This is a genomic window from Pseudobdellovibrionaceae bacterium (genome assembly GCA_020635075.1).
Taxonomy (GTDB): Bacteria; Bdellovibrionota; Bdellovibrionia; order Bdellovibrionales; family UBA1609; genus JADZEO01.
Window position 1 is genome coordinate 669100 of sequence record JACKAM010000002.1, and the last position, 14241, is coordinate 683340.

Genomic DNA, 14241 nt, shown 5'->3' on the forward strand with positions numbered 1-14241 from the left:
GTTCGAGTTGATGATTCGTTTCGTCAATCAGGTTGTGCTTGAAACGATGCACATATTGGGTCCGGCATACAAAGAATCGATCTATTTACTTGTCCTTGGGATATTAATATTTCTTTTGAGAAAACACTTTGCACCCTGGTTGCCGCAGAGAGCCATAGAACCAGAGGGCGGAGTAAGTTTAGATACAATTAAAAAACCAAAAATCGAACTGTCACTTCGTCTCAATAAGTCAGTCTATTTCGTTCAATTCCCACTTAGCTTGCTTTTAACGGCATGTCTTACTCTCGGTTTTATCGAGTTTTTAAACATTATCCTAATCCTCGGATTGGATTGGCCGTCGGAAAACGTTGGCTTACTTGCAAATCGTATTGCTGTAGCTACAGCCGCAGTCTCAATTTTATTTCCGGTTGCTCTACTGATTATTGATAATGAATGGGGTGACAATTTAGGGTCCGTATCAAAGTCGCAAACACTTTTGAGTTATTCCCATGCGTTGCCCATGGGGGTTTCACTATTGGCTGGAGTCGGGCGATTTTCTTTTCCATTGCATCCATATGCAGGCGGTGTCGTAGCCGTTTGGTCTATCATGGTTGCAGCATGGGTATTTTATCGACTGGTACGTGTTGTATTGTTTCCAACCTTACGTAAGGGTGCTGAAGAACAAGTAATTAAGGACCAAGTGTTTAGGTCTATGATTAGATCGGCTGAAGAAAGAGTCGGATTTTCTAATACGAAAAGAGCTTTTGATAGGTCAAAGGAAGGTGAGATCGAGTTTACTCCCTATCGATTTCGAGACGAAAAATACGAGGCTCTGCTGGACGTTACTGCTGAACAGGCAGGTGTACTAGATGAAATAGATGCCAAGGAACTGATTTCGCTCTTTAATAAAGTGCTCTCTTTTCTTTCAGATATTGCTGGAACAGCTGGGGCTTCAAACGGAGCAGAAGAGGAAAAGCAGTCACCAATTTTGAAAATGGAAATTCGTGTTCATGTCGGTCAAGAGCTTTCACCTGGACGTCAGTTGGCAGAATTATATGTACGTAAAAACGTGGATGGACAAAAGAGACGTGTAATAAATCTATCTAAATATAGGACACTTTTCAGGCATTGTTTTAAATTCAGTCGCGCCGTAGACCAGGGCTTGATCCTTGAGCAGTTCAAGGAATTTTGTAATGAATTGCGATTTAAGGTACTCAGGTTTGCCAAGGAAGGAAACTTAGAGGAACTTACTAAAATAGAGCGCTATCTCGGTGCCTGGCTTGATGCACAAGCTGATGCTTTTGACGTATTCAAGATTAAATATGATGCAACAAAGTCAGAAAGCGAATTGACCAATTCTTTGTTTAGCCCCAGCTCGGAATGGAAGCCCATCCGGGAAACACTGGAGATAATTGGTGAGTCGGCACGGACATCTTTAAAACTCGATAAGTCAGACAATCCAGAGTTTGTAAAAAAAGTTACAGATATGGTCGATTCACTATTTATTAAGATGGCGAAGCGCAAGGAAATGCTATCTTGTACCCAATTGCTTTGGGAAAATTTGCGAATTTGGGTAACTTGCACTAGGCAAAATAAGGTTGCTGGAGCATGGATATCTAAATCCATCTTCTCGTCACTCGAATCCTTTTTTAGATATTATGTTGTTTCACTGGCCAAAGATGAAACGGAAGAAACTGAGGAACGATCGCAGGCGATTGAATTCACTGAAGCCATTTACTCGATTGCACAAGAATACTTAAGATGGTCTCTGATAAGTACTGACATTGAACAGTATAGAAGCTTCTTGAATTTCGTAGAAAGGAACCCAGAGTTTTTTAAGTATGACGACGTTGAGCATAGGATTGAAATGCTTGAGATTTATCAGCGCCACAACAAGCTAGACAGTTCATCAGCAGAGCAACTTGAAAAGCTTCGTTCAGAAATGAAATTGATAAAACAGGTTGAAGAATGGCGTGACGAAATTTGTGTTGGCCAAGGGACTCTTGTAATCATGATGATGGCTGGCGAAGCTCGTGACGATAGAAAAACACTCGGTCTGGAAAAGGCAACAGAGTTCATAAAATTGTTGCTTCACAGAATGCCTACCAATATCACGGATGCTTTACGTTTACTGTACAAGATTTCCAAACGAGGCGCCGATGACTTTTGGCGCTGGAAGCAGTGGGAACACATTCCCACGATCGATGAGGGCTCTGGCGCCAAATTCATGATGTTTAATTTGTTTTTGGATCGATATCTCAGTCTCAACCTAATTAAAGCTGCGTCAGAAGATGCGGATGAGTTCGAGTTTGATGAGAGTTTGTTGGATAGAGATTTACAATATAAATTATCGCTCGGTGATAACTGTATACAGAAAAAGCTGGATGAAAACATTAAACTAGCTCAGGAACTGAAAATTATCCCAGAAGGGGAAACGGCCGAGCTGAAGGAAAGGCTCAATAAATTTATAGATGCATATGTGAAAAAAACGGAAGATCAGAGAAAACAGAAGTTGGTAATTACTAAACTGGACCCCGAGATTATTTCTCAAATCCCAAAGGAGTTTGATGACTCTTTCATTGATGCCTCAAGGTTGCGCCCCTGGATTAGGGTTATTAAAAAAGAGGAGAAGGTAAAAGAAAATGTATCAAAGAGCGAATGGGGGGCTAGACGGCTTTACCAACGTGAGTTTTTCGTAAAAGATCCCAATGTCCATTATGCAAGTTCGTTTGGGTCTGAATATGGTTCAGGCTTTGCACGATCCGAAGATGAGTTTATTTTCAAAGAGGTAGTAAAAAAGTGTGAGTCGGTCGGCGACGTGACATTAAAGGAGGCAATTGACCGAGCAAAAACTATAATTGATATATCAAGAGCATTCGTCTTGGTTTCAAGGGACCCTGAATTGATGCGTTCGTTACGAAAAAGTAATGAATACGAGCCTATTTATAGAGCAAGCAGAGACGTGGTTGAAAAATATCAAGTTAAGCCTGACGGGTTTTTTGTTACAGAGTCTAAAAGAATCCCAATTTATCAATTGTTTTTTCAAGACCAAGAATCGCGCGGATTGGTTGTTGTTGCCGAACATGAGTCAATAATACTTGAACAGACCGTGTATCTTGGTGATCCAAAATCGCAAGTATTAAACAAGTCAGGCTTCCTGTTCAAAATAGAAGACCCACTTACGGATTCTGCATTCAGGGATCAGCTTATCTCCGAAAGCAGAGATTGGCTCAAGGACGTTCCTCAAGAAGAGCAAGCCAAGATGGCCGCTCTGTATGTAGGAATGAGCTTTCTAGAGAGGATTGAGGTGAAAGTGCCTGATCCGAAAAGAATTGTTTCAGGCACCCTGAAAACTGAAGATATCGAGGGATTATAGTTAATGTTAGTTCCTAAACCTCTTCGCCTCCTCCGGAAACACCACTATTGGCTTCCAGTCGATCTTCAAAACATCCCTAGAGTGTTTTTCGATCTGCTGGACGCATTGGCGCGACCAGCAGAATTCAGATTCAGATAGTGAAATCCCAAACTGCAAAAGAGCAGCGATGAGCATTAATCGTAGTAATAGTGTAATCATGGCAGACCTCCTAGTTATTCTTTGAAAGTGATTGAAGTACGGGATGAGCTGTTTGCAATTGCTCAGGGGACATCTCTTGGACGATTTCCAGGCACTCCTTTCTCAAATCTTGAGGTAAAGGCACCTTGCCAGAGGCGAACATCTCGTAAGTTTTTCGTGTGGCTCCATATGCCGGGAGCAATGCCTCCAAATGATGAGGATGCACACGAACCCGCCCGTGTTCCAGGTGGTTGATGATCCCATCTTTCAGGCCAGAGGCTTTGGCTGCACCTCGGTGCTCAATCCAGCCTGCTGCCGCAGAAATTGGAGTGTACGACTCTCTTTGGTTTTGTGTTTTGACCGCTTTTCTTAGACATAGTAGTTCCTTTCTATGTGTGTAGGCACATTTCACATAGGCATGGAACTCTAACTGTTTGAAAATTGACTTGGTTTTCTTACTCCCTCTTTTGTTTTCTAAGCGTGTAGTTTTGCAAAACACACTCAAAAACGTGGGGCAAGAATGGGGCAGATGTGGGGCAAAGCCGATTAACATTCGCTAATTTCGGCTAACGATCCCCAGGTGAACTCGCGTCTGCGGGCCTCCTGTTTTAGTTCATGGTTTAATGGGTTTAGGTTTTCCCCCGCTTCGGGGGACTTACCAGTTGAAAAATTTGGTGGAGGCGGTGGGAATCGAACCCACGTCCGCAAGTGTTCCACATTAAGGCGCTACATGCTTAGTCGATATTTTTAGAGGAACCACAGAGCTTCTACCGACAAAATATCTACGGTCCCTCCCCCAGATTGTTTAAGTGAGTGGCCCTGGAGAAACCAACCGATCACCGAGGTAACTACAGTTACACCTTCCAGGTAGCGTTACCAACTACCTGGTCGACGTGCAGCTTAATTAAGCTGCAAATGCATAGTTGTCGTTAGCAACTATAGGTTGCTCGTTTTTAACGAGGTCCACGAGCGCCCCGGCATGCTCCCTAAGCTTCACTACCCACGTCGAAGCCATGTCGCCCCCATATAGGTGTTGAATACTCAAAGACTCTTATTTGTAACACAAACACCTGGCTTTTGTCGAGAGGGCTCTTCTAAGGTCGCGGAATAAGGTGGCTTTAGTCATTTTTATTGGCTGAGGTGGGGGCGCAACTTTACCCTGGTTGCTGGGTTTCTCCTAAAATATTCACCTAATCTGTCAGTTAAAAAAGGGAGTCTGTATGTTCACTCGATTTTTGGTACTGGCTGCGGCCCTGTGTTTGTTGTCACCACTGGCCTCGGCAGAAAAGTTTCGCGAATCTTGTAAGGACGACATTAAGAAATTTTGTACCGACAAGGGTATTAAGCCCGGCGGAGGGAGAATCCTGTCCTGCTTGAAGGCCCAGGAAGCCAACCTCTCCTCCGGCTGCTCAGCGGCCATGGCTGAGGGAAAGCAAAAAATGAAGGACTGGCATGCTGCCTGTAAAAGCGATATCCAAACTCACTGCAAAGGCATTCCCCCTGGAAAAGGACGGCTTCTGTCCTGCCTGAAAACAAAAGAGGATAGCCTAACCTCTGAATGCAAAACGGCCATGTCGAGCCGATAATGATAACCCAATGGCGTAATTTTCGAATGCCGCGCACGACTAGTTGCGTGGCTTCCCTTTATTTTCTCGTTGCTTCAGCGATTTTACTTAATCTAGCCTGCTCTCCTCAGTTCTCTCCCAGGGCGGCTGATATGCTGGGCGATGACAGTCGGCTGCTCGGGGATCATCCACAGAACCCTCTTGAGATCCTTGAAATTGACCCGGACCAGGCCAGCTCTGAGCTCGAGTACGATTTGATCGAACTCGCAAAAGAGAAGGTTGACCCCTCTATCTCAAGGCAAGACTCAACGCCTAGTCTGGTGCTTGGGGTTGTGACCAGGGATTTCTCCCATGTTTACTCATTGGGGGCTTCTCCCCAAGGCGTGCGCCCAAATATGAGAAGCCTCTACCCTATCAGCTCTGTTTCCAAAATGCTCACGGGGTTGATCGCCGCAACCGCCATCAAAAAGGGACTCTTCTCTGGGGAGACATTAGTACGCTCAGTGATTCGGCCTGAGTTGGCGAGTCTCGTTGATTCACGACTAACCATCGATCACCTGTTAAGCCATCATGGCGGCTTCGAAGCCATGCCCAAGAATCTGAATAGCGGCAATCCCTTAAGCCCAGCTTTTGGCTATTCAATGGAGGACCTGACCGCCTGCTTGGAATATCTTTGTCCAAGAATAGGGCTGCCTGGCGAGAAGTACCAATACTCCAATCTAGGGCTTGGCCTTCTCGCAGTCGCCCTTGGTGACGGCTTAGATACTACCGATTACTCTGAGCTGCTCGCTCTCTGGTTAACTGACCCTGTAGGCATGAAGGATACGATACTCAGTAGACACATTCTGACAATTGACCCAGATCGATATCGCATTATCGCGGGAATTGGAGAAGGTGGTCGGGAGGTCGACCCGGCCCAGATGGGAGTACTGTCGGGAGCGGGCGAAGTTGTCTCCACTGCTTTCGATATGGTTTTGTTACTCCAATCCCTTGTTTTTATGGAACCGGGGTCCTCAGCAGACCTTGCCACTAGGGAGATCGCCTCTATAAATAGTACCCACGCCATGGCTGCAGGCTTTGATATCTCAAAAGATCGCCCTTACCTTCTCTACTATAAAGGCGGAAGCCAGCCTGGTTATTCGTCGTTCATTGTTTGGTCTTCTGAGCTAGGAGCTGGAATTGTCCTTCTATCCAATAGGGGGAGCTTCTCTTCGCACACCAAAGATCTCTCCTTCCGCCTCATCGACAGGATCGCCAGCGCGCAGCTCTGAAATAAACCCATATTCATGCAATCTTTTCGCGAACAACCTTAGCAAATATTCACTCAAATCAAGGTTGCTGGCCGCATTGAGTCACGCGGGGTATCTGTGGACAAAAGTGTACGGTTTGGGGCCTTTGGCCCGGTAGAAATAACAATAAGGGGTTATCTATGTCTGTATTTACGCGGATTTTGTCCGCTCTCGCACTCACGTTCTTTGCCACGTCCACCTTGGCCGCAATTAATCCAGCTTCTTCCCTTGAAGACGAAGGGGTTGCTACAAAGATTGAAGAACAATTGACCGGATTGGGTCAGTTGGACCTTCAACGCCTGATCGACACCGATACTGTTGAGGACATCTTTCAAACACCCGCCGGCGGTGAAAAGATTCAAACGGCGGCCCTTTGGACTTGTCGGGCTCATACCTACTGTCGCAATGGCAGAAGGATCTCCTGCTGGTCTCAGGGCTACTCCTGCTACTCACAAGCGGATGAGGGTGTTCAGGTCTACTGCCAGGCCAATGGTGGCGCTCGCTGGTCCCGGGCCACTTGTCGCTAATTAGCCTTTAGCTTGTGGTGCCAGACGTACCATTTTGGTTGCGGCTGGCACCCAACTATTCGAAGTACTCACCTTTGGGCCGCCTCAAGGAGTAGTCCTCCATGAGATAGTTAACAACCGGATTTTCCACCACTCGCTTGGTGGAGCTGAGGAAAAACTCCTCATAGACCCCTGATAAATATCCCAGCTTAAATAGCTTATGTTCGTCTATCATCGACTTTACAGCGAACTCCGGTTCTGCGATAAGCCCCGCGCCATCACATGCCAGAAGCTTCTGAACAGTTGTGTCCTGAGCTTCAGATAGAACCTGAACAGAGATCTTTTTACTAGTGAAAAAGTGGTCAATGTCATGCCTCAACTTACTGTGCAGGGTTGGCAAGATCATCGGTTGGTTTTTAAGAGAAGCGGGAAAGCCCTTTTTTAGGTGAATGAACTTCTTGGCTCCATAAACTCCAATTTTGAAGCGCGCAATGGATCGACTAAAGACAGACTTGTCGTCCGCAGGAATAACTAGGTGATTGGAAACCACCACGTCAACTGAGTGGCTAATGAGTTGCCTATAGAGCTCATCCCCCGTGCCGTCGAGTGCGGTCACATGGCAGTCTTGGAATCGACGAGCCGACTGCATGATATTAACAACCAGATTTTTCGGCACACTGTCTAGAGAGCCAATCGTTATATGGGGACGGATCGAGTGAGATTTACTGCTGAGAACCTCCAGTAATTCTCTACCAAGGCTGTGGATTTGATTGGCGTATTTGAGAGTCGCCTTGCCGGCATCAGTCAGAATCAACTGACGATTCCGCCGCTCGAAGAGCTTTTGGTCGAAAAACTCCTCCAACTGTTTTAACTGGGCACTTAAGGCCGGCTGACCCACCATCAGCTTCTCTGAGGCCCTGGAAATGCTTCCCTCCGTGGCGATCGATCTGAAGTACATTAAGTGATGATAGTTTAGCCAGTTCATGGTCCAGCCTTTAATTCGATTTAAACGAAGTATTTAATAAGATTAATATATTTTTATAAATTATCAAATGCCTGTAGTCTATAGGAAATCGACCAAACAAGGAGGCAGACATGACAAACAAGGTCCAAATTAAGGTGAGTGGAAATGAGTTCAACCAATCTCATGCCCACCGTTTAAACAATGTGCTCACCCAAGTCGAAGAAATACTGCCTAGATCCTCCACTCTCAATGGACACATCACGGGTAGCGAGGGCCAATACCATGGCCGTATTCATATTTACACCAGAATAGGCGCTTTTGTGGCCAGAGCCAAAGCAAGGAATATTTTTACCTTGATTGCTAAACTTCAGGCGAAAATTCTAAGGCAGATTGTAAACTGGAGAGAAAAACGAGCCGCCAAAAAGAGATATCTCCGTCGGAAGAGGAAATTAGTGCTATTACCTAGTCAAGATTAATCCCTAGATTCTGACTTTATCCGAAGGGACGCCTGATGGCTGGCCAATCAACGCCGAATAACCTGGTTCGAAAGACATTAGACAAGGTGACATCGCCAATCCAGGCCTTCGTCAAGCTTGAGAGCTCAAGCGGGCTAGTCTTGTTGGCCTCTGCTCTCTTTGCAATGGTGTTTGCTAACAGCGAACTGTTGTCAGGCGATTATTTTCGACTCATTAATTTGCCTATCAGTCTGTGGATTGGTTCCTTTGGGTTAGATAAAACTCTACTGCTATTTGTGAATGATGGCCTAATGGCCATCTTCTTTTATCTCGTTGGCCTAGAAATCAAACGGGAGCTTCTTTCTGGCGAGCTCTCCACTCCGGCCAAGGCGTCTTTTTCCATCTTTGCCGCCTTAGGAGGGATGGTTGTTCCAGCCATTTTGTTCGTCTCGCTAAATCCAAGTGCACCACAGAGCGCCGGCTGGGGAATTCCCATGGCGACAGATATTGCCTTTGCACTGGGAGTTCTTACCCTGTTCGGCAAACACGTCCCTGCAGTGTTAAAGGTGTTTTTACTCGCTCTTGCAATTGTGGACGACCTCGGTGCTATCACTATTATTGCGCTGTTTTATACTAATGAAATCGCCGCAAACTATTTGGGATTAGCAGGAATGAGTCTGTTTTTACTTTTTCTGCTCAACTATGCAGGCTTTCGAAACGTAGTCATTGGAATAATTCTTGGGATTATTACTTGGCTTTGCTTCCTAAAATCAGGGGTACATGCCACCTTGGCTGGAGTGTTCCTGGCTTTTCTTACGCCTGCAAAACCAATTGCTGCGAAGGGCTCTGAAGAGATCTCCAAGTCAGCCATACTTGATCAGTATATCCATGCCCTTCATCCCTGGGTTGCCTTTTTGATTATGCCCGTATTTGCGTTTTTTAATGCCGGCGTCGATTTAACTGGTTTTGAGTTAAAGGCCTTAATAACCAGCCCCGTAGCCCTCGGGGTCATCGTGGGACTGGTCCTTGGAAAGCCGCTTGGAATTCTACTTTTTACTTACTTTTCGGTAAAGCTTGGCTGGGCAAATCGTCCCCCCGGGGTTTCATGGATGAATATCACCGCCATTGGATTTATTGCCGGAATCGGGTTCACGATGTCCCTGTTTATCAATAGCCTGGCCTACTCTCAGCCCGAATTTGCGATGCAGTCAAAAATTGGCATACTGTTCGCCTCAATAATTGCTGCTGTGTTAGGCTCCGCCCTTTTATGGGCGAGTCGGGTCGGCAAGAAAAGGATCGCTGGTCCCGGGCCACTTGTCGCTGATTAGTCTTCAAGCAGGATCTTGCGCCTTTCTGGGGCGACAAGGCTGTAGACACAAGGAACAACAAATAAGGTGAACAGGGCGGAGAGCAAAACTCCGCCGATTACCGTTAAGGCCATGGGGATGCGGGTCTCGGCACCCGGCCCCAGGGCCAATGCTGGCGGCAGGGCTGCAGCCAGAGTGGAAACTGTGGTCATCAAAATTGGTCTTAACCTAATGGGACAGGCCTCCATGATGGCGTCCCTTAAAGGTGTTCCCTTGTCACGCAACTGATTAGTGAACTCAACTAACAGAATACTGTTTTTCTTCACAATGCCCATGGTGAGAAGAATCCCAATGACTGAATAAATATTCAGAGTCTGTCCCCCCAACCACAGGGCAATACCCGAACCAATCAGGCCAAAGGGAATGGCCAAAAACACCACCCAGGGATCAAGGAAAGAATTAAACTGGCTGGCCAAAACCATGTAGGCGATGATAAGGCCCAAGAGCATAATGATCACGGTCTCAAGAAGCTTCTCCCTTGGCGTTTCTGAGAAGCGAATAAAATATTTCTCTGGCAAGACGCTAGCGGCAATCTCTTCCACCTTAGAGATGGCTTTACCTTCGGTCACACCCGTAACCAGTGAGCTATCCACCCTGACGCCACGAATGCGGTCTTCGCGATAGACGTACTGAGGGGATGTAGTTGAGTTGACGTCTACTACTTGGGCTAGGGGCAAAAGCTCGCCCCGGTTGTTGCGCACGAGAATGGGGCTGATGTCCTCAACCCTTTGCCGGTCCTTTTCCTGAAGCTGAACAAAAACCGGGAAGCGACGGCTCCCCTGGGTGTAGTTGGTGGCGACCACACCACCAAAGGTGGCGTTGATGACATCGGCGATTTCTGAGACCTCAACCCCTGAGCGAATGGCCTTTTCCCGATTGGGAGTGATTTGCACTTCGGGTAGTCCCCGGGCATCGTCTGAGCGCACACCAACGAACAACCCGGAGTCTTCCATTTGGGTTTTCATGACGTCAAAGAGCTCCTTTTGTTTTTCCGGGTCAGGACCACTAATCGTGTATTCAACCGGATTTCCCCTTCGCCCCCCAAGGTTCGTACCCCAGCGGTCGCGAATAAAGACCTTCATGCCCTTAATGTTCTCATCCAACTGGGCACGGAGATCATCCACCACTTCGGGCTGGGATTGGGCGCGGTCTTTGCGGTCCTTGAGGATTACAATGCCGTTTCCGCGATTGCCCTGTCCCCCGGCACCAAAGCCGCCAATGGCAACAAAAACTCTTTGTACGGCCGGATGAGCCATCGCAATTTTTTCGAACTCTTTGATCTTTTCGTCGGTGTACTGCATGGACTTACCATCAGGAGCCAAAAACATCACCGAAACCATGCCCCGATCCTGGGGGGGCACAAACTGAGTCTCAAGTTTTTTAAATACCAATGCCGAACCGGCAAACAATAGCAAAGACAGGAGGAGTACCAAGCCTCGGCGCTCAAGGGCTTTATTTAATAGACCTGAGTAAATGTCCTTGAGCTTAAGCATGAACTGATCAAAGCCCCTACCGAAAGCCGTTGCCCTCTCCCCAACCCTGAGAAACTGAGAACATCGCATCGGAGCCAGGGTGAGCGCCTCCAAAGAACTAAGGGAAACCGCAATGGAGATGGTGACGGCAAATTCTAAAAAGAAGCGGCCCTCGATACCTGGCATGAATGAAATGGGTATAAAAATTGCGACCAGGGCCAGTGTGGTGGCAATCACGGCAAAGGTGATCTCGCGACTTCCTTTGTAGGCGGCATTGACTTTGTCTAGCCCCATTTGGCCATAACGAACAATATTTTCCAGCATAATAATGGCGTCATCCACCACCACACCGATGGCCAAAGCCAACCCCAGAAGAGAAAAGGTGTTCAGTGTAAATCCCAGCCAATTAATGATAATAAAGGTTCCGATGATGGCCGTAGGAATCGCCAAAAGAATATTTATTGTGGCTGACCAGGAACCCAAAAAAATCCAACATACCAAAGAAGTGAGAAGAGCCGAAAGAATGAGAGTAAAAACTAACTCATCCACACTCTCACGGATAAATTGGGTGCGGTCGAAGTTGACGGAAAGGCTTGTGCCTTCGGGCAGCTCTTTGTTGAGGGACTCTATTCGCTCCTTCACCCGGTCAGCAGTGGCGGCGGCATTGACTCCTCTTTGTTTTTGGATAGCCATGCCAAGAGCTGGCTTGCCATTGACCCGAGAAATGCGCTTGAGGTTTTCCACCCCTTCGGTGATCTGGGCCACGTCCTTAATTCTTAAAGGCACAAAATTAGGCGAGCCGCCCCGGCGGCTAATCACCATGTTGGCAAATTCCTCTTTAGTCGAGGCCTCACCCATGATGCGGATGAGGTCTTCTTTGTCAGCCAACTCCAGCTTACCAGCGGGAAGTTCCTTGTGCTCGCGACGAATGCTGGCCACTACGTCCTGGGAAGTTAGTTGATAGCGCCTGAGCTTTTGCGCATCCAAATCAATGCGCAACATGGGCTCGTGATAGCCAAAGGGCCTGACTTCGGCCACACCTTCGACGGTGGCAAACTGATCTCTGACTCGATCGCGAAAGAGGATCATGTGTTCGCGAAGGGAGTAGTTTTCGGCGACCAAGGATAAATACATGATGGGCTCATCGTCGGCGTTTGATTTGGTCACCGTCGGTGGCTCCATGGAGTCGGGCAGTAGCCTTTGCGCCCGCCCTAATAAGGTCTGAACCTCCTGCAATGCAAAATCAATATTGCGATCAAGGCCGAACTCCAAGGTGATGCGGGCGGAGTTGCGCTCGGCCACCGAATCCATTTTATTAATGCCTTCCATGGCGACGAGCACACTTTCGACGGGCTCGATCACGTCTTTTTCGATGACTTCGGGGGTGGCTCCCTCATAGGAGTAGCGAACTGTCACGGTGGGAAAATCCACATCCGGATTTTCGTTAATACCCATTTGGTTGAAACTTAAGATTCCAAAAAAAATCAGCCCAAACATGAGAATCCAGGCGAAAACGGGGCGACGAATCGACAGTGAAGATAAACTCACGGCCTGACTCCCGCTGCCTGATGGAGCTCGTAGAATAAATTTTTGGCTTGAAAGTGACTGCGGTTGGCGGCTCGCTTGACTTGAAGGAGGTCATCCAAAGCTCGTAAGACATCCAGGTCGGACACCAAACCCGAGCGAGATTCACGAATGTGTTCCCGATAGCTTCTTTCCGCTGCCGCGACGGCCTCTTGGAGTTTTTTGTATTCACCAACCTTCATGGCGAGGGACTGACTTAATCTCTCCAGAGCAAGCTGACTCGCTCGCTTGAGATCTTCATACTCAAGCTCCAGTTGGCGGCTCTCTAGAGTTTTAATGCGCACATCCGCATTGGTTGCTCCGCCGCCGTAGAGTTGCCACTTGGCCGTCACGCTCACATCCCAATCAGAGGAAGCCAGCACCCCGGCCCGGTCCAAATAATAGTTACCGGTCAGGTCTACCTCGGGAAGATAGTCCCCTTTTGCCGCTTTGGTCTCGGACCGAGATTGTTCAAGGATAAGTTGAGCGGCCTTAAGTTTAGGTAGGGCTTCCACATCGATCGTGGGCTTAATATTTGTCCAATTGACTTGGGCACCAAGGGGATCTTCTACTTGGGCGATTTCCACCATCCCAGTGAGTTTGGCCAACTCCTCTTTTGCCTTAAGAAGTTCAATTTTTTGCGCCTCAATGTCAGCACTCACCCGCGCCATTTGGCTGCGAGCCGAATAGAGTTCGGTTTTTTTAGATCGGCCAATGCTCACCCGATTGGTCAGATATTTGATCCTCTGATCAAGAAGGGCCGCTTGCTCAGAGAGAATCTTGCCTTCATTCTCCACTGTCAGGTAATCGCAAAAACCCTGGGCCAACTCGGCATAGAGGTCGACTTCCTCTTGTACCCGGGTCCACTTGGCAATATCGGGGTATTTTTTTGCGGCCTTGAGCAAATGATATTCGGATCCACCCTGAAACAAGGCTTGCCTCAAAGTCACTTGGGCCGTGTGCTGGTGACCTTCGCCAAAGCTTGAGGTCACCCCCGATCCACCCACTTCTTCCCGCCAGGTATTGGTGGAGCTGATTTCAAGTTCAGGCAATACGGACGAATAGGCCTCACGCTTTTGCGCCTGGCTGATTTCTTCGCTCAACGTTTGATTACGGATGCGGGAGGTGTTCTCTTTGGCCTTTTCGAAGGCCTCGGACAAAGTCAGGCCCCGAGCCCCGAGGGTCACAAGTAATAAACAGGCCAAAGTGCTTCCGTGCAATGCAGGCTTGAGTCTCAGCATAACCAAACCATTTTGCCATATATTGAGAGGATAGCTACTGCCGAATGGATTTGATCCCAAGTGGCTACGGCGCATCAGTTGGGCGACTTTACTTTTTCCGGGCGGTCGATTAAGCTGAGTTTCAGTTTTGGGGTGAAGGCCCTTTTATCACCACTTACCAGGAGGTTTTTATGATTGTAGCAAAGACTTTGTCAGCTGACCTCCGCGTCTTGGGTTGATTGCAATTCCAATAAAACCAGCGCGCTCCAGGTCAGCTGTTATGAGCTGAATTTTCGGTTATAATTTTA

Annotated in this window: 11 protein-coding genes and 1 other RNA gene; 6 read left to right on the forward strand and 6 right to left on the reverse strand. The window is 47.6% G+C overall.

Going from position 1 to position 14241, the window contains the following annotated elements; all coding sequences use genetic code 11:
• The first annotated feature begins 10 nt into the window (after positions 1–10).
• The gene (locus tag H6624_12890; GenBank protein MCB9085240.1) at positions 11–3355 is read left to right on the forward strand and encodes a hypothetical protein; all 3345 of its coding nucleotides are present in this window, start codon (positions 11–13) and stop codon (positions 3353–3355) included.
• A gap of 6 nt (positions 3356–3361) precedes the next feature.
• Here the strand turns inward: H6624_12890 and H6624_12895 are convergent, their stop codons facing one another.
• The 3 genes from H6624_12895 to ssrA all read right to left on the reverse strand — a co-directional run bounded on the left by H6624_12895 (position 3362) and on the right by ssrA (position 4556).
• Complete coding sequence (locus H6624_12895; protein ID MCB9085241.1) at positions 3362–3553, reverse strand: hypothetical protein; 192 nt, start codon at positions 3551–3553, stop codon at positions 3362–3364.
• Between the two features lie 10 nt (positions 3554–3563).
• Positions 3564–4085, reverse strand: coding sequence for a helix-turn-helix domain-containing protein (locus H6624_12900; GenBank protein MCB9085242.1), 522 nt, complete (start codon positions 4083–4085; stop codon positions 3564–3566).
• 119 nt (positions 4086–4204) lie between these two features.
• Positions 4205–4556: a transfer-messenger RNA gene (gene ssrA / locus H6624_12905) on the reverse strand.
• A gap of 196 nt (positions 4557–4752) precedes the next feature.
• Between ssrA and H6624_12910 the strand changes: the two genes are divergently transcribed.
• The 3 genes from H6624_12910 to H6624_12920 all read left to right on the forward strand — a co-directional run bounded on the left by H6624_12910 (position 4753) and on the right by H6624_12920 (position 6913).
• Positions 4753–5118, forward strand: coding sequence for a hypothetical protein (locus H6624_12910; protein ID MCB9085243.1), 366 nt, complete (start codon positions 4753–4755; stop codon positions 5116–5118).
• A gap of 26 nt (positions 5119–5144) precedes the next feature.
• A complete protein-coding gene (locus tag H6624_12915; GenBank protein MCB9085244.1) occupies positions 5145–6368 on the forward strand; it encodes a beta-lactamase family protein in 1224 nt (407 codons plus the stop codon).
• A 158-nt stretch (positions 6369–6526) separates the two neighbouring features.
• Entirely contained in the window at positions 6527–6913 is a 387-nt protein-coding gene (locus H6624_12920) for a hypothetical protein (GenBank protein MCB9085245.1), read from the forward strand.
• Between the two features lie 55 nt (positions 6914–6968).
• Here the strand turns inward: H6624_12920 and H6624_12925 are convergent, their stop codons facing one another.
• Positions 6969–7877 carry a LysR family transcriptional regulator gene (locus tag H6624_12925; GenBank protein MCB9085246.1) on the reverse strand — a complete coding sequence of 303 codons (909 nt, stop codon included), beginning with the start codon at positions 7875–7877 and terminating at the stop codon, positions 6969–6971.
• A 110-nt stretch (positions 7878–7987) separates the two neighbouring features.
• Here H6624_12925 and H6624_12930 point away from each other — a divergent pair, with 110 nt between their 5' ends.
• Both H6624_12930 and nhaA read left to right on the forward strand, forming a co-directional pair.
• Positions 7988–8332, forward strand: coding sequence for a hypothetical protein (locus H6624_12930; protein MCB9085247.1), 345 nt, complete (start codon positions 7988–7990; stop codon positions 8330–8332).
• A 35-nt stretch (positions 8333–8367) separates the two neighbouring features.
• The gene (nhaA, locus tag H6624_12935) at positions 8368–9639 is read left to right on the forward strand and encodes a Na+/H+ antiporter NhaA (protein MCB9085248.1); all 1272 of its coding nucleotides are present in this window, start codon (positions 8368–8370) and stop codon (positions 9637–9639) included.
• Here nhaA and H6624_12940 read toward each other — a convergent pair.
• Positions 9636–12698, reverse strand: coding sequence for an efflux RND transporter permease subunit (locus H6624_12940; protein ID MCB9085249.1), 3063 nt, complete (start codon positions 12696–12698; stop codon positions 9636–9638). The two genes, nhaA and H6624_12940, sit on opposite strands and share 4 nt — an antisense overlap.
• Positions 12695–13954 (reverse strand): TolC family protein, encoded by a 1260-nt coding sequence (locus H6624_12945; GenBank protein MCB9085250.1) that lies wholly within the window; start codon positions 13952–13954, stop codon positions 12695–12697. Before H6624_12945 ends, H6624_12940 begins: the two co-directional genes overlap by 4 nt.
• Positions 13955–14241 lie beyond the last annotated feature (287 nt).

Bases quoted from the DNA above. Each gene is read 5' to 3' on its own strand.
- H6624_12890 (MCB9085240.1), top strand. From the start codon at position 11: ATGATTCGTTTCGTCAATCAGGTTGTGCTTGAAACGATGCACATATTG.
- H6624_12895 (MCB9085241.1), bottom strand. From the start codon at position 3,553: ATGATTACACTATTACTACGATTAATGCTCATCGCTGCTCTTTTGCAG.
- H6624_12900 (MCB9085242.1), bottom strand. From the start codon at position 4,085: ATGTTAATCGGCTTTGCCCCACATCTGCCCCATTCTTGCCCCACGTTT.
- H6624_12910 (MCB9085243.1), top strand. From the start codon at position 4,753: ATGTTCACTCGATTTTTGGTACTGGCTGCGGCCCTGTGTTTGTTGTCA.
- H6624_12915 (MCB9085244.1), top strand. From the start codon at position 5,145: ATGCCGCGCACGACTAGTTGCGTGGCTTCCCTTTATTTTCTCGTTGCT.
- H6624_12920 (MCB9085245.1), top strand. From the start codon at position 6,527: ATGTCTGTATTTACGCGGATTTTGTCCGCTCTCGCACTCACGTTCTTT.
- H6624_12925 (MCB9085246.1), bottom strand. From the start codon at position 7,877: ATGAACTGGCTAAACTATCATCACTTAATGTACTTCAGATCGATCGCC.
- H6624_12930 (MCB9085247.1), top strand. From the start codon at position 7,988: ATGACAAACAAGGTCCAAATTAAGGTGAGTGGAAATGAGTTCAACCAA.
- nhaA (MCB9085248.1), top strand. From the start codon at position 8,368: ATGGCTGGCCAATCAACGCCGAATAACCTGGTTCGAAAGACATTAGAC.
- H6624_12945 (MCB9085250.1), bottom strand. From the start codon at position 13,954: ATGCTGAGACTCAAGCCTGCATTGCACGGAAGCACTTTGGCCTGTTTA.